At 63.7% G+C, this 15,160-nt stretch carries 16 protein-coding genes; 5 read left to right on the top strand and 11 right to left on the bottom strand.

The genetic code is table 11. From position 1 onward, the window contains the following. Nucleotides 1-14 precede the first annotated feature (14 nt). From AB870_RS20550 to AB870_RS20540, 3 genes are all read right to left on the bottom strand, one after another. Nucleotides 15-311, bottom strand: coding sequence for an acylphosphatase (locus AB870_RS20550; RefSeq protein WP_047906109.1), 297 nt, complete (start codon nt 309-311; stop codon nt 15-17). A 4-nt stretch (nt 312-315) separates the two neighbouring features. Beyond that, nucleotides 316-1,428: a metallophosphoesterase gene (locus AB870_RS20545; RefSeq protein ID WP_047906108.1), complete on the bottom strand. Its 1,113-nt coding sequence runs from the start codon at nt 1,426-1,428 to the stop codon at nt 316-318. Nucleotides 1,429-1,583: 155 nt separating this feature from the next. Beyond that, a complete protein-coding gene (locus AB870_RS20540) occupies nt 1,584-1,970 on the bottom strand; it encodes a nucleotide pyrophosphohydrolase (protein ID WP_084663951.1) in 387 nt (128 codons plus the stop codon). 204 nt (nt 1,971-2,174) lie between these two features. Between AB870_RS20540 and AB870_RS26485 the strand changes: the two genes are divergently transcribed. The 4 genes from AB870_RS26485 (at nt 2,175) to AB870_RS20520 (ending at nt 6,541) form a co-directional block, all read left to right on the top strand. Then, nucleotides 2,175-2,474 carry a 2Fe-2S iron-sulfur cluster-binding protein gene (locus tag AB870_RS26485; protein ID WP_047908493.1) on the top strand — a complete coding sequence of 100 codons (300 nt, stop codon included), beginning with the start codon at nt 2,175-2,177 and terminating at the stop codon, nt 2,472-2,474. 64 nt (nt 2,475-2,538) lie between these two features. Next, nucleotides 2,539-4,206 (top strand): energy-dependent translational throttle protein EttA, encoded by a 1,668-nt coding sequence (ettA, locus tag AB870_RS20530; protein WP_047906107.1) that lies wholly within the window; start codon nt 2,539-2,541, stop codon nt 4,204-4,206. A gap of 169 nt (nt 4,207-4,375) precedes the next feature. Continuing rightward, nucleotides 4,376-5,161, top strand: coding sequence for a 3-hydroxybutyrate dehydrogenase (locus tag AB870_RS20525; protein ID WP_047908492.1), 786 nt, complete (start codon nt 4,376-4,378; stop codon nt 5,159-5,161). A gap of 198 nt (nt 5,162-5,359) precedes the next feature. Continuing rightward, nucleotides 5,360-6,541: a DUF3734 domain-containing protein gene (locus AB870_RS20520; protein WP_047906106.1), complete on the top strand. Its 1,182-nt coding sequence runs from the start codon at nt 5,360-5,362 to the stop codon at nt 6,539-6,541. A gap of 125 nt (nt 6,542-6,666) precedes the next feature. Here the strand turns inward: AB870_RS20520 and AB870_RS20515 are convergent, their stop codons facing one another. The 6 genes from AB870_RS20515 to AB870_RS20490 all read right to left on the bottom strand — a co-directional run bounded on the left by AB870_RS20515 (nt 6,667) and on the right by AB870_RS20490 (nt 13,407). After that, entirely contained in the window at nt 6,667-8,295 is a 1,629-nt protein-coding gene (locus AB870_RS20515; RefSeq protein WP_053059461.1) for a chemotaxis protein CheW, read from the bottom strand. A gap of 14 nt (nt 8,296-8,309) precedes the next feature. Then, nucleotides 8,310-8,837 carry a chemotaxis protein CheD gene (locus AB870_RS20510; protein ID WP_047906105.1) on the bottom strand — a complete coding sequence of 176 codons (528 nt, stop codon included), beginning with the start codon at nt 8,835-8,837 and terminating at the stop codon, nt 8,310-8,312. Beyond that, the gene (locus tag AB870_RS20505; protein WP_047906104.1) at nt 8,821-9,663 is read right to left on the bottom strand and encodes a CheR family methyltransferase; all 843 of its coding nucleotides are present in this window, start codon (nt 9,661-9,663) and stop codon (nt 8,821-8,823) included. Before AB870_RS20505 ends, AB870_RS20510 begins: the two co-directional genes overlap by 17 nt. 111 nt (nt 9,664-9,774) lie before the next feature. Beyond that, nucleotides 9,775-11,472 carry a methyl-accepting chemotaxis protein gene (locus tag AB870_RS20500; RefSeq protein WP_047906103.1) on the bottom strand — a complete coding sequence of 566 codons (1,698 nt, stop codon included), beginning with the start codon at nt 11,470-11,472 and terminating at the stop codon, nt 9,775-9,777. A 1,068-nt stretch (nt 11,473-12,540) separates the two neighbouring features. After that, nucleotides 12,541-12,855: a hypothetical protein gene (locus AB870_RS20495; RefSeq protein WP_047906102.1), complete on the bottom strand. Its 315-nt coding sequence runs from the start codon at nt 12,853-12,855 to the stop codon at nt 12,541-12,543. Between the two features lie 249 nt (nt 12,856-13,104). Next, nucleotides 13,105-13,407, bottom strand: coding sequence for a hypothetical protein (locus tag AB870_RS20490; RefSeq protein ID WP_047906101.1), 303 nt, complete (start codon nt 13,405-13,407; stop codon nt 13,105-13,107). 266 nt (nt 13,408-13,673) lie between these two features. Between AB870_RS20490 and AB870_RS20485 the strand changes: the two genes are divergently transcribed. Further along, nucleotides 13,674-14,138 (top strand): VOC family protein, encoded by a 465-nt coding sequence (locus tag AB870_RS20485; protein ID WP_047906100.1) that lies wholly within the window; start codon nt 13,674-13,676, stop codon nt 14,136-14,138. A 33-nt stretch (nt 14,139-14,171) separates the two neighbouring features. On the opposite strand, the gene AB870_RS20480 is transcribed toward AB870_RS20485, so the two are convergent. Both AB870_RS20480 and grxD read right to left on the bottom strand, forming a co-directional pair. Then, nucleotides 14,172-14,789 carry a UbiX family flavin prenyltransferase gene (locus AB870_RS20480; protein WP_047906099.1) on the bottom strand — a complete coding sequence of 206 codons (618 nt, stop codon included), beginning with the start codon at nt 14,787-14,789 and terminating at the stop codon, nt 14,172-14,174. Nucleotides 14,790-14,823: 34 nt separating this feature from the next. After that, the gene (gene grxD / locus AB870_RS20475; protein ID WP_047906098.1) at nt 14,824-15,138 is read right to left on the bottom strand and encodes a Grx4 family monothiol glutaredoxin; all 315 of its coding nucleotides are present in this window, start codon (nt 15,136-15,138) and stop codon (nt 14,824-14,826) included. Nucleotides 15,139-15,160: the final 22 nt, after the last annotated feature.

The following is a 15,160-nucleotide window of genomic DNA, read 5'->3' as shown; positions in this document are numbered from 1 at the left end:
CTCCGGCGCTGGGTTCAAAGTTGTTCGAAACGGTCGAAACGGCGTCCCGTGTACTCCACTTCGCTCTCGAATTCCGTGACACGCGCACCCGGCGGGCCATGGCGCATCCATTCGAGCATTTTGTCGACCTGATCGGGTGTGCCTTGCACCATGGCCAGGATGTCGCCCTCAGGCAACGCCTGCACCCAGCCGCGCACGCCGATCAGGTGCCCTTCGCGAACGGCCGCCTGACGGTAGCCCACGCCCTGAATCTTGCCGCGCAAACGCACGGACACGGTTTCCAGCGGTGTGCCGGTCGTAAGAGACTTCATGGGGTCAGGCCTTGCCCGGCACCAGCCGGATACGAGTGATTTCCGATGGCGCGCCGAACCGCTTCGGCGGCCCCCAGTAGCCGGTACCCCGGCTGACGTAGATAGCGAGCCGGCCGAGCCGGTGCAACCCGTGCACGAACGGCTGTTGCAGCGGCACGAAATACATCCATGGCCAGAATTGTCCGCCGTGCGTGTGTCCGGAGAGTTGCAGATCGAATCCGGCCGCCTGGGCTGCCGGCGCGCTGCGCGGTTGGTGGGCGAGCAGCACGCGCGGCACACCCTGCGGGGCGCCCGCGACCGCCGCCAGCGGGTCGCTGCGCTTTTCCGGATCGAAATGATGCGCGGTGAAATCCGTCACCCCCGCCACCGTGAGCGACGCGCCTTCATGGTCGAGCACCACATGCTCGTTTTCGAGCACGGTGAGGCCGATGCGCCGCAACTCCGCCACCCAGGCCGGCGCGCCCGAGTAATACTCGTGATTGCCGGTGCAGACGTACGTACCGTGGCGCGAAGCGAGCTGTCCGAGCGGTGCGATATGGTCGCGCAACGCCGGCACGCCGCCGTCGACCAGATCGCCCGTGATGGCGACGAGGTCGGGCTTGAGCGCATTCGATGCTTCGACGATGGCTTCGATGTAGCGGCGTCGAATCGTCGAACTGACGTGAATGTCGCTCAACTGCACGATGGTGAAGCCTGAGAGCGCCGGTGGCAGGTCCGCGATGGGAACGTCGATCTCGACCACGCGCGCGAGGCGCCGCGCGTTGTAGAAGCCGAGTATCGTCGACGCCGCCGTGAGGATCAGCACGATCACCGCCGAGCGCGCGACGAGCTGCGCGTCGAGGGCGGAGAAGGCCATCGCCACGCCGAGCACGATGTCGCGCAGCAGCGTCAGAACGAAAAGCGACGAGAACACACCGATGGCAGTCATGCCGGCCCATGTCAGCAATGTCGCGAGCGGTTCCTTCTGAATCGCGCGGCTCATCAATCCCAGCGGGATCAGCACGGTCGAGGCGGCGAGCCACAGGCCGCCGAGCACTTTCCAGCCCACGGCGACCGGCAGCGGTGTGAGCAGACGCCAGCCGATATAGGCATGCAGCAACGCGATGATCGCCAGCATCAGCCAGCGCGGACGTGCGGGTAGCGTGCGCTTCGACGGCTTGCCGTGCGTGTGCCCCGCGCCGGAGGGCGTCGTGGGGGCCTGCGAAGCTTGAGAAGATGGAGACATAGCGTTGTCTGATGGGAATTCGGGGTGTGGGACGGCGCTTCGCCCGGTCACGCCTGCGGCGCGGGATACTTTTGCGCGTTCATGACAAGTTTTTCGGCGACCGCACGATTGAGATCGACACCAAGCACCATTGACAGGCGCACGAGATACATCGCGATGTCGGCCAGTTCCTGTTCGACGTGACGCGCTTCGTCCGACCGCATGACCGCGTTGGCCTGCGCCGGCGTGTGCCACTGGAAAATCTCGACGAGCTCCGCCACTTCGACCGACAGCGCCATCGCGAGGTTCTTGGGCGTGTGGTACTGATGCCAGTCGCGGGCATCGGCAAACTTGTGCAACTCAGCTTCGAGCCCTGCCGTATCGATCAGGCGGCCGGTCGAATGGGGCTTGGCGTCGATAGTGTTGGCGGGGGCGTCGTTGGCAGCGTCGGACATGGGTTTCGGGACTCGAAAGTGGGTTATGGTAGCGCGTTGGCGCCGCACGCGCCGCATAGCGCTTCGATCACCGCAGCCCCCTCGTCTTTAGGGCCTTTTTCCTTGGACAGTTCCATTTCAGCCGCTCCCCAGACAACACCCGCCGTCGAAGGCCGCGATGGCGGCGGCGATCGCCCCGAGCGCAAGCCGCACCGCGTGACGTTGATGCCCGCCGGCTGGCAGTTCGACGCACCGGCCGACATGCCGATCCTGCTCGCCGCGCAGGCGGCGGGCATCAAGCTGCCGAGTCTGTGCCGCAACGGAACGTGCCGTGCCTGTCTGTGCCGGGCGAACGCAGGCAGCACGGGCAACACAGGGGGCACGGGCGCCGCGGTGACGTATCGGATCGAGTGGCCCGGGCTGTCGCGCGACGAGAAGCGCGAAGGTTGGCTATTGCCGTGTTGTGCGTACGCGGGGGCGGACCTCGTCATCGACGTGCCCGATGCCGTGCGTGCGGGGCTTTGATAAACTTGCCGCTATCTGGCTCGCGCGTGAGCCGTCATAACCGTTTCAGGATCAGGAAAGCCGAATGGCACAGTACGTATTCAGCATGAACCGCGTGGGCAAGATCGTGCCGCCCAAGCGCCACATCCTCAAGGACATCTCCCTGTCGTTCTTCCCGGGCGCCAAGATCGGCGTGCTGGGTCTGAACGGTTCGGGCAAATCGACGTTGCTCAAGATCATGGCGGGCGTCGACAAGGAGATCGAGGGCGAAGCGATCCCGATGGCGAACCTGAATATCGGTTATCTGCCGCAGGAGCCGCAACTCGATCCCGAGCAGACCGTGCGCGAAGCCGTCGAAGGCGGCATGGGCGAGATCATGGAAGCCCGTGCGAAGCTCGACGAAATCTATGCAGCTTACGCCGAGCCGGACGCCGACTTCGACGCGCTGGCCGCCGAACAGGCCAAGTACGAAGCCATTCTCGCCGCGAGCGACGGCAACAACATCGAACAAACGCTGGAAGTCGCCGCCGACGCGCTGCGTCTGCCCGCGTGGGACGCCAGGATCGGCGTACTCTCGGGCGGCGAGAAGCGTCGCGTGGCGCTGGCCCGTTTGCTGCTCTCCAAGCCGGACATGCTCCTGCTCGACGAACCGACCAACCACCTCGACGCCGAATCCGTCGACTGGCTCGAACAGTTCCTCACGCGTTTCCCGGGCACCGTCGTGGCCGTCACCCACGATCGCTACTTCCTCGATAACGCCGCCGAGTGGATTCTCGAACTCGACCGCGGCCATGGCATTCCCTGGAAGGGCAACTACAGTTCGTGGCTGGACCAGAAGGAGCAGCGTCTGAAGCAGGAAGAGGCGAGCGAGTCTGCCCGCCAGAAGGCGCTCAAGAAGGAACTGGAGTGGGTACGCCAGAACCCCAAGGGCCGCCAGGCCAAGTCGAAGGCGCGCCTTGCCCGTTTCGACGAGCTGAACAGCCAGGAATACCAGAAGCGCAACGAAACCCAGGAAATCTTCATCCCGGTGGGTGAGCGTCTGGGTAACGAGGTCATCGAGTTCAAGAACGTGTCGAAGGCCTTCGGCGACCGTCTGCTGATCGACGACCTGAGCTTCACGGTGCCCCCGGGGGCCATCGTCGGCATCATCGGCCCGAACGGGGCGGGTAAGTCGACTTTTTTCAAGATGCTTACCGGACGCGAGCAGCCGGACAGCGGCGAGATCAAGGTCGGGCCGACGGTCAAGATGGCCTACGTCGATCAGAGCCGCGACGCGCTCGACGGCACCAAGACGGTGTTCGAAGAGATCTCGGGCGGGGCCGATGTGCTGACCGTGGGCAAGTACGAAACGCCGTCGCGCGCCTATATCGGCCGCTTCAACTTCAAGGGCTCGGACCAGCAAAAGCAGGTCGGATCGCTCTCCGGCGGTGAGCGCGGCCGTCTGCACATGGCCAAGACGCTGATCTCCGGCGGCAACGTGTTGCTGCTCGACGAACCGTCGAACGATCTGGACGTCGAAACGCTGCGTGCACTCGAGGACGCGCTGCTCGAGTTCGCCGGTTGTGTGATGGTCATCTCGCACGATCGCTGGTTCCTCGATCGTATCGCCACGCACATTCTGGCCTTCGAAGGTGACTCGCACGTCGAGTTCTTCCCGGGCAACTATCAGGAGTACGAGGCCGACAAGAAGAAACGCCTCGGCGAGGAGGCAGCAAAACCGAAGCGAATCCGCTACAAGCCGATCGCGCGGTAATGCAGGAAAAGGCGCCGCAAGGCGCCTTTTCTGTTTGTGCGGCGGCAGGGGCGGACCCAGGCAGTTCGCCCGGCGGCCTCAGCCAGTGTCCGGCAAGCCATGCGCAAGTCCATGCGCGTCGCATGTCTCGCCATCTTGACGAATCAGGAGTGTGCAAATGAGCCAGTCAGTGAATCAGTTGAATGGAAAAGTCGCCGTGGTGACGGGTGCCGCGAGCGGGATCGGCAAGGAGATAGCGCTGACGCTGGCACGTGCCGGTGCGGCCATTGCGATTGCCGATCTGAATCAGCAGGGCGCGGACGCCGTTGCGGAAGAAATCCGGGCGGCGGGTGGCAAGGCCATCGGTGTGGCGATGGACGTCACCAGCGAGGACGCGGTCAACAGCGGCATCGACAAGGTGGCGGATACGTTCGGTTCCATCGACATTCTGATTTCGAACGCGGGCATCCAGATCGTCAACCCCATCGAGAATTACGCGTTCTCCGACTGGAAGAAGATGCAGGCGATTCACGTGGACGGCGCGTTCCTCACGACCAAGGCGGCGCTCAAGCACATGTACAAGGACGACCGTGGCGGCATCGTCATCTACATGGGGTCGGTGCATTCGCATGAGGCGTCGCCACTGAAGTCGGCCTATGTCGCGGCCAAACATGCGCTGCTGGGGCTGGCGCGGGTGCTGGCGAAGGAGGGCGCGAAGCACAATGTACGCTCGCACGTCATTTGCCCGGGCTTCGTGCGCACGCCGCTCGTCGACAAGCAGATCCCCGAACAGGCGAAGGAATTGGGCATCCCGGAAGACGAGGTCGTCAAGAAGGTGATGCTCGGCGGCACGGTCGATGGCGTGTTCACGACCGTGGAAGACGTGGCGCAAACGGCGCTGTTTCTCGCCACTTTCCCGAGCGCGGCCTTCACCGGGCAGTCGTTCGTGGTGAGCCACGGCTGGTTCATGCAGTGACGCGGCCGTCGCGGACGGTAACGCGCCGCTCACCGCCCCCGGCCACTGTCGTACCGGACGCATTGGACGCATCGGGTGCATCGGGTGCATCGGGTGCATCGGGCGCATCGGGTGCATCGAATGAGCCGGATGTGGATCGCGCCCGCGCCGGGGCGGTTTTCGCGCTTTCAGTTAGCAGTCAGCTTCAGGAGAACGGTCATGACGGCCAACCCGCCCAACGTCCCCAAACGCGCCATCGAGCTGCCGCCCTACGAGACGGTTGCGCTCGTCTTGCAGGGCGGTGGGGCGCTCGGGGCTTATCAGGCGGGCGTATACGCCGGGCTGTACGAATCGGGTATTGCGCCGAACTGGATTGCGGGCATTTCCATTGGGGCGCTCAACACGGCGGTCATCGCCGGCAATGCGCCCGAGCGCCGGGTGGCGCAGCTCGAAGCGTTCTGGCGGACGATCTGCGAGCCGGGCGTTTTTCCACCGCTGCCGGCGCCGCTCGAAGCGGCGATTCTCAACGGCCCCGAGTCGGGGCGTGTCGCCTACAGCGCGTGGCAGGCATGGCGGGCGTTGATGGAGGGGCAGAAGGGCTTCTTCACGCCGCGCTGGCCGCAACCGTTGCCCACGGCCATGGGGGACCCGGCGCATGCGAGTTACTACGATACGTCGGCGCTACGCGGCACGCTGGAGCGGTTCGTCGATTTCGACCGGATCAACGCGCGTGAGATTCGCGTGTCGGTCGGCGCCGTCAACGTGCACACGGGCAACTTCGTGTACTTCGACAATACGCGTGAAATGTTGCGCGCGGAGCACTTCATGGCGTCGGGCGCGTTGCCGCCAGGGTTCCCTGCGGTGGAGATCGACGGCCAGTATTTCTGGGATGGCGGTCTGGTGTCGAATACGCCGCTCTCGGAGGTGCTGGGCACGTCGCCGCGCCGCGACACGCTGGCGTTTCAGGTCGACTTGTGGAGTGCGCGCGGACCGTTGCCGGACAACCTGAACGATGTCGCGGGCCGGCAGAAAGACATTCAGTTCTCGAGCCGCACGCGGTTGGTTACGGACAACCTTCAACGCGCACAGCATTATCGTCGCGTGTTGCGGGAGATACTCGATCGTGTGCCCGCGGATGTGCGGGCCCGGGATCCGTGGTGCCATGCGGCCGAAGAAATCGCGTGCAGCAAGCGCTACAACGTGATCCAGTTGATTTATCGCAACAAGGAATACGAGGGCCACTACAAGGACTACCAGTTCGGCCTGTCGACGATGCTCGATCACTGGGCGAGCGGTCTCGACGACGTGCGCCGCACACTGGCAAATCCCGAGTGGCTCGCGATGCCGAGCGATGCGCGCGGTTTCATCACGCACGATATTCATCGGCACGAAGTGATCTGATTCTCCCGGCGAGATAACGCACCGGTACTACCCCTGCGGCGTGCCCCCCGACACGCCGCAGGGTCCTGCGGCCGGCGCTCGCGAACCGCCGGCACTTCCTGAACGCTCGCCTCACTTCCTTTCGTTCATTGCGCCAGCGCCGTCTCCAGCCGCATCTTGAGCGGTGGCAAATCGAGCAGCATCGCCGTGCGCGCCGCGCCGTCCGAGGCCGGCAGTTCGACCGCCTCGCGCATGTCGTTGCGCAACTCGTGCGTTGCGCGTCCCAGCAGCATCGCGGGCACAGGCAGCTTGTCCGTATCGTCGAGCGTCACAATGTTCTCGATGGCATCGACCAATAACCCGAATTTGTCCCGGCCATGCTCGATGACCAGAATCTTGCGCGCCTGAGCGTCGTCCTGCGGCGGCATGCCGTACAGCGCGCGCAAATCGACGATGGTCACCAACTCGCGTCTGAGATTCAGCATGCCACGTACGAAAGACGGTGCGCCCGGCGCGGGGATCACGTCCGGCGAATCGTGGATGATCTCGCGCAATTGGTCGAGACGCACCGCAAGCGTATGTTGCAGACGGAACGACACGTAAGCGTGACGCGTGCCACGCGAGGACTTCGCTCCCAAGCTGTGCGACGTTGCGTCGCCGGCATGGGCGCGCTGCGCGGGATCCGTCTCGCGATACAGTTCGCGATGTCCCCGTGTGAGTTCGACCACCTGCGCGTGGGTGAAAAGCGCATCGGCATTGAGCAGTACGATGTCGTGCGCCGGCTCGCGGGCGATGCATCCCGAGAACAGCTGCGCATGCGACGCACTGAACGACGGCATCGCCAGCAGCTCGTCCGCGTAGTACGTCACGATGCTGTCCACCGCATCGACCAGCAGGCCGAAGTGCACGTCTTCCTGTTTGACGATCAGGATGCGCCTCGGATCGGATGCCGTGCCTACCACCTCCGGATCCGGACGATTCGCCTGCAACCCGAGGAAGTGCGCGAAGTCGATCACCGGCACGACCGTGCCGCGCAGGTTCAACATCCCCACGCAGAACACGCTCGCAAGGGCGGAATTCTGCAAGTCGGGAATGCGGATGATTTCGCGAATTGCCCCCATCGGCAGCGCCAGACGCGAATGCTCGACGGTGAACGACACACATTGCAGGCGTTGACGCTGCTGGCGGTGCTGCGGTGCCGTGAGCGCCTGACGCGCGAGCAACTGCGGCATGTTTTCGATATGCACGAGCGCGGCCGGCGCCAGGATCTGAAGGATACGGTCGCCGCCATCGAGTTTGATCGCCCCCGACACCACCTGCGGCAGCGCATACGATGGATCGTATTCGAACCCGGTACGTTGCGACGCCCGCACGCGCAGGATCTCGCTCGTGCTGTCGAACAACAACCCGACGCGCACGCCGTCGACATCCACGATGGCGATCTTCTGCGCCACCGGCGCGAGCTTGCCGGACGCGCTCCCGGCGATCGCCAGCAACGGCTTGAGATCGACGATGGGGATGAGCGTACCGCGCAGGTTGAATAACCCGAGGAGAAAGCCGGGCGAGAGCGGCACCGGCGTGACGCGTTCCGGGTAGTTCACCACTTCCTGCAACGCCGCGATGGGGAGTGCAAACTCGACGTCGCCGAGATGAAAGGAGCCGAAGACCTCGATGTCGTCGGCGTGGGCCGAGCGCGGCGCCGGCGAGGCGGCGGCAGGTGCCTGTGCTGCCGATGCGGCGGATGCACTCAACGGTTCGTCTGCTTGCGCCGCCATGGGCGTCCTTGCATTCATGATTCCCGTCCCACGAGTCTGAGAGCGGGGCGACGCGGCATCGCGGCCCCCCCGTTCGAGCCGATAGTGCGCACCGCGAACGCATGATGCGCGCACTCGATCATGAGCTGACGGCCGACGTCGCCGCCGACTTCGACGTGCACGATCGGTATGCCCGTCTGCGCGATCAGCGCCTGCGCCATCCTGGCGTTGGCCACGCCGATCAGTCCATGCCGGGCCGGTGGCTGATGGGGCATCATGTTGCCCCCGCCTGCAATCACGGCCTCGATCTCGTTGCGCCGCGCGCCGTCCGCCTTCATCAGCGCGAGCAACGACGGCACCGCCTGCGTGACGTACTTCGCACCGATGGCGAGCGTAGGCTGCGGCGCTTCGGGCAGCAGGCAGTGGGCCAGCCCGTACAGGCCCCGCTCGCGCCACATCAGACCGATGCCGACACAGGAGCCGAGCGTGGCGCGCAGGACATCTTCGCCCCGCCCGATGCGCACTTCGCCCATCAACACCTGAATGTCATGCGACTGCCCCATTCGATGCCCCCTGATTACGGTAAATGAGCGGTTGCTCGAACCGATAGCCGGTTGAGAGCCGCGAGAGCGACTCCGATTCGCCGACGATCAGCACGCCCTCGGGGGTAAGCGTACGACGTACGTGCTCCAGCACTCGTTCCTGATCCGTCGTCTCGAAATAGATCAACACGTTGCGCAACATGACAAGATCGAACGCCTCGCGACATGCCAGTCGCTGATACAGGTTGTGCTCGGCAAACGTGATGTGCGCTCGCAACCCGGGCACGACAGTGAAGCCGCCCGCAGCGGGACGGAAATACTTCGCGAGCATGGCCGGGCGCTGCTGCCTGAGCCCGTCGATGCTGCGTCCGCCGAAGTTCCCGGCCACCGCGAGGGCCAGCACCTGACTCGAAATGTCGGTGGCATGAATCTGATACTGGAAGCCGGGATGCCGTGCGCGGAATTCCTCGCAGATCATCGCCGCGGAGTAGGGCTCCTCGCCGGAGGAGGCGGCGGCCGACCACATGCGGAACGTTCGCCCCGGATTCGCCGACTGCCAACGCGGCAGATAGTGTTGCGCGAAGTAGTCCCATACGCGCGGGGTACGAAAGAACGTGGTTTCGTTTGTCGTGACGAGATTCACGAAGTTGCGAATTTCGTCGGGCGTGTTTTCGAGCAGCGCGAGGTAATCGCGATAGCAGCGCAACGACAGCGTACGCAGGCGTGGGCGCAGGCGGCCCTGCAACATCGTCCACTTCTTCTCGTTCATCGAGATGCCGGTATGCCGATGTACAGCGCGCAGAAGTGCTTGCTGCGTGACGGCGTCGGCTTCGGCTTCGATTTCCATATCGGGCCCTCTTGGCGGACGGCGGACGTTGATGCCGGCGAGCGTGGTCGGGGTGCGCCCTCGGTGCTCGCCGGGTAATACTCGATGGTGCCGGGTGATGCCGTGCAGGCGTCACACCTTGAAGCGCGACACGGTGCGATCCAGTTCCTGCGCGCCCTGGTTCAGGCCCGTCGTCGCCTGGGCAATGGTCTCGCACGCCCCGGCGGACTTCTCGGTCTCTTCGGCCACATGCTGGATCGCGAGGCTCACTTCGCGCGCCGCGACGAGTTGCTCCTCGGCCGCACATGAGATCTCGGAGATCGCCTGCGTGGTACGCGACACGCCGTTCACGATCTTCTCGAACGCCTCGCCTGCCTGACGCGACACATCGCTGCCCTGCGCCACCCGCCTGGTCGACTCGTTGATGAGCTTCGAGATTTCCTTGGTCGCCTGCGACGAACGCTCCGCGAGCTTGCGCACTTCGTCGGCCACGACCGAGAAGCCCAGGCCGTGCTCGCCCGCACGCGCTGCCTCGATGGCGGCGTTGAAGGCGAGGAGGTTGGTCTGTCCGGCGATCTCGCCGATCACCTTCACGATCTCGCTGATGTCTTCCGACGACTTGTTGATGAGTTCCATCGCCTCGATGGAACGGGAGATGGCGCGCGAGCCGGTTTCGGCTTCCTGTTGCGTCGACTTGGCAAGCTGGTCGGCGCCCTTGGTGTTGTCGGCAATCGAGTTGATGGATGCCGTCAATTCTTCGATGGAGGCGTTCATTTCTTCCACCGTGGCCCCCAGCGCCTGAGCGCCTGTCGCCACGGTATTGGCGCGATCGGCAATGTCGCGCGACGCACCCGAAAACTCGCCTGCCGAGTTGACCACCTTGCCGATTACGCTGCGCAGGTCGTCCATCATGTGACGAATGCCGCCCGCCAGTTGATCGATGGGATCGTTGCCCGCGACGGCAATGTCGCCGGTCAAATCACCGGCCGCAGCGCGGTTCACGGTGTCGAGCAGCAGCGCCACCTTGCGCTGGTCCTCCTCCGCGCGGCGTTTCACGCTGGCTTCGAGTTCGACTTGCTGCGTGATGTCCGTGGCGAACTTGACGACTTTGTACGGGCGGCCATTCGCATCGAGAATCGGGTTGTATGTTGCCTGAATCCAGACTTCGCGCGCCCCGGCGCCAAGTCGCTTGTAGCGGCCCGCATCGAATTCGCCGCGATTGAGCTTGGCCCAGAACTCGCGATAGGCGGTGGACATCGCATAATCCGGCTCGCAGAACATGCGGTGATGTTTGCCGCGCACTTCGTCGAGCGAATAGCCGAGCGTTTTCAGGAAATTGTCGTTGGCCGTAATCACGGTGCCGTCGAGGTGGAATTCGATGACGGCCTGCGCGAGATCCATCGCGCGGACCTTGCCTTCGAACTCGGCCTGACGCGTGCGATCCGTCGTGACGTCGGTGGCGAACTTGATGACCTTGTAGGGCACGCCGTTGGCGTCGAACACCGGGTTGTACGATGCGCGGATCCACACCTCGCGCCCGCCTTTGCCGAGGCGCTTGTACTCCCCGGTGTCGAAGTCGCCGCGTCCGAGCTTGGCCCAGAACTCGCGATAGGCAGCGGATGCGACGTAATCCGGATCGCAAAATATGCGATGGTGCTGCCCCTGGATTTCATCGAGCCGGTAGCCCAGCGTTTGCAGGAAGTTCTCGTTGGCGTGAAGCACACGCCCGTGCATGTCGAACTCGATGACGGCCTGCACGCGATTGAGTGCGGCGGTGACCGCCTGCAGTTCCTGCTGTTCCATCTGGAATTCAGGCGTGGCGATTTCCATGACTTTTCCCCTTGATACGTTTGCCCCGGCACGTGTCGTGCGGCCGTCACGACAGGGATGCTGCGTTCCTTGCAATTGAGTACGCAGTCCTCTATAGACGCGATTACGACAGCGAAACAGGCAACTTGAGATCGGTGCCTACCCGCACTGGTTTATGTCGATAACGAACGAAATCGCTTCGAAAGCCGCATCCAATAAGGCTTTAAAGATAAATGAAACGCATGGGAAGTCGACGCTGTTATAGCGTCGATACATTTCAAACGCTCAGATGGAATAAGAATACGAAATTTCGTGCACGTTCTCGGTGCAGAAAAGTGTCGCAATCGCGAGTCGGAATTCAGTGTCGACACGGATCGGAGAGAGGATGAAAAAGAGCCTCCTCCCGTGTCTGCAACGGGAGGAGGGTTTGAGTCAAAGTCGCACTCTTCGGGGCAATTGAAAGGGCGACGCCAGAGGCTATGCAAACGGCATGCCAGCGGATGAGAGGGATGGAAACCCGCATGAAGACTGGTTTCTAGCGATCACGTTCGAACGGAGGCGATCGATGTTACGGCCCCAAGCCGGCCATGTTACGTAACAAAGTGCGACACATTGCCCTTTTGGCAACCTTCGCTTACACGGCTTACAGACGCGTGATGGGCTTGCCGCAGGCGCGACGATATAAAGAAGGCGAACGGATTCGCGTTCGTCCCTGTGGAGTCAGATCATGAAGTTAATCGTCGCCGCGTTGCTTGCCGTTACTCTCGCCGGTTGTGTCATCGTTCCCGAACGGCCTTACTACGGAGGCTATTACGGACACCGTTGCTGCTATCGTTATTGATGCCGGAGGTTATGGCTTCCGATGAAATGGCTTTTATACCGAAGTATGAGAATGCCAAGGTATTCGCCGTTTTAACCGCATGCATCGGGCGCAATTTGGGAAGCCATGTATAAGGGCGCATAAAACCGCGATAAATCGTCGAGGTTTCATGCGTCCATCGCATGGGTAATGAAACGAAAGGAAAGGGACGAAAAAAACCCCGCAGGGCGTTTGACCTTGCGGGGCTTTTGCCGCGAGTGTGCGAGCGCTTACCGGTGGTAATGTCCGTCGCGACGATCCCAGCCTCGGCGGTCCCAGCCGCGATCGTGATGCCAGTGGCGCGGCGGCGGACCCCGCCAGTAACGCGGCGGCGGGCCGTACACGACAGGCGGCGGTGCGATGACCATGGGCGCTGGCGCGGCATAGACCGGGGGCGGTGCGTAGACCGGTGCCGGTGCCACGAACGCCGGGCCGGGAATGCCGATATTCACCGACACGTCGGTGCGGGCGAAGGCGCTGCCCGAGGTGATGGCGGCTGCGAGGCCCGCAATCGCCGCCGTCGCGGTCCAGAAATGGCGCTGCATCTGTTCTCCTTTTTGACTTGTCGCTCCCCGCGCGCACGGGCATCCATCCCAGCGTCCGGGCTTGCTCGTCGTGCCCGCATGGGCGGTAGGCAAGCGCGGCCGGCGCGCGATCCGTGCGTGGAATTTTACGGGGCAAGCGTGCCTGCCGGTGCTACGGCGGCACTACAGATGTAACAAGGCGTAAGGTCGTGGAGGCTGCGGCGCGCAGCGTTGTTTGCGCGCCGGATGTTCCGGGATGACCGGCGGCGATCAGCGACGTTCTTGATCGCGGGGTGCGAGAAAGCTGGCGGGACGGCGACCGCGTCGTGCAGACGTTGCGAAGTACGACGGACGACGCAGGTCCTGCGTGTCGCTTGGCGAGCGCCAGTAGGGCGTGCGCGGCGTACCGAGCAAGTCGCCGGGACGATGCGGCGAGAGCGGCGGCATGGCGGTCGGCCAGGCGGCGTTGCGCCACCGCGCGCCGGCGGGCACGACAAGTATCAGCATGACGAATACGAGCGTCACGACGGCGTAGACGACAACAGGCGAAAGGGAGAAGAGGGCGGTCTCCATGACAAACTCCGGTCGCAAACCTGTCACACCACTCGGGGGACGCGTGCGGGCATGCGGCCCGGCACGCAAAGTGTGGCGTTTTCACTATAGTCCATGCGGCTCTCCTGACACTCGGTTGATGCCACGCGGGTTGCAGGACTACACTACAAACGCAGTTTCCCGAATGCCGTCGCCACTTCGCAATCCGGGGGAACGTGATGAACCAGGCCGTGCTAGATACCCGCCCTGCCGAGGAATCCCCGGCACGTGTCCCCCCTGTGTCACCTGTGGCGATCGATCACGTAGCGTACCCCAGTTACGACGCAACGCTCACCCACCGATTCTACGTCGAGGTGATGGGGTTCACGCTCGCGGGCGCACAGACCGGCATGAGCCGTCTGTGGGGCAAGCCGTATCTGCTGGTGAGCTATCAGATCGCGCCGGGTGAAGCGCTGGCGTTCTTCAATTGCGACGGCCTCGCCCCCGAACATCATCCCGATACACCGGCGACGCAGATCCACCATGTGGCGCTGCGCGTATGCGACCGCGAGGCGCTGGAGCGCTGGAAGTCGCGCCTGAAGGCCCATGAGGTGCCGTTTGCCATCGAAAGCCATGGCGATGGCGAGCACGTCTACTTGCTCGATCCGAACGAAATCATGCTGGAACTGTGCGTGCAAACGCCGGAATCGGCCGCCGGGCAAACGCAGGGCGCGCTCGATACGTTGCAACGTTGGGTGGATGGCGTGAGGTGAGCGTGAGGGGCGCCGGGCGGACGCGAAGGCGCCTCAGGCTTCCATGTCTTTGCCGAGACCGTCCCAGCTCGACGCGGCGGGAGGCGCGATCCCGAACAGATCGATCACGCGGGCGACGGTGTCGTCGACCATCGCGTCGAGCGATTCCGGGCGATTGTAAAAGGCAGGCAGCGGCGGATAGACGATGCCACCCATTTCCGTGACTGCGGTCATATTGCGCAGATGCGCGAGATTGAAGGGCGTTTCGCGCACCATCAGGACAAGACGCCGGCGCTCCTTGAGCGTGACGTCGGCAGCGCGGGCGATCAGGTTGTCCGAGAGTCCGTGTGCGACGCTCGCGAGCGTTTTCATCGAGCAGGGCGCGACGATCATGCCCGCCGTGGCGAACGAGCCGCTGGCGATATTGGCGCCGATCTCGCGCACGCTATGGTACTGATCGGCCAGTGCCTGCACGGTGGCGCGCTCCATCCCGAGTTCGTGACGCAGCGTAAGCCAGCCCGCGCCCGACACCATCAGATGCGTCTCGACACCGCCCATCGCCCGCAGGCGTTCGAGCAGACGCACGCCGTACACCGCGCCGGTCGCCCCCGTAATGGCGACGATCAGGCGCGTGGGTGCCGACGTTCGGGAAGCTCCCGTCGAAACCGTCATCGGGCGCGGCGTGAACGCCGGAACGGCCGCGAAATCAGGCGAGCTCGGCGATGATCTGCTTGAGTTCGCCGCTCTGGTACATCTCCATCATGATGTCCGAGCCGCCGATGAATTCGCCGTTGATGTAGAGCTGCGGGATGGTCGGCCAGTTGGCGAATTCCTTCACGCCCTGGCGGATTTCGTCGTCTTGCAGCACGTCGACGGTGAACAGATCGCCCACTTCGCATGCCTTCAGAATCTGCACTGCACGGCCCGAGAAGCCGCACATCGGGAATTGCGCGTTGCCCTTCATGAACAGGACGACGGGATGTTCGGAGACGATTTGCTGGATACGTTGCTGGGTAGTCATGATCGGAAGCCCGTGGGGATGC

This window comes from Pandoraea faecigallinarum, assembly GCF_001029105.3.
GTDB lineage: Bacteria > Pseudomonadota > Gammaproteobacteria > Burkholderiales > Burkholderiaceae > Pandoraea > Pandoraea faecigallinarum.
This window is presented reverse-complemented; position numbering and strand designations above follow the sequence as displayed.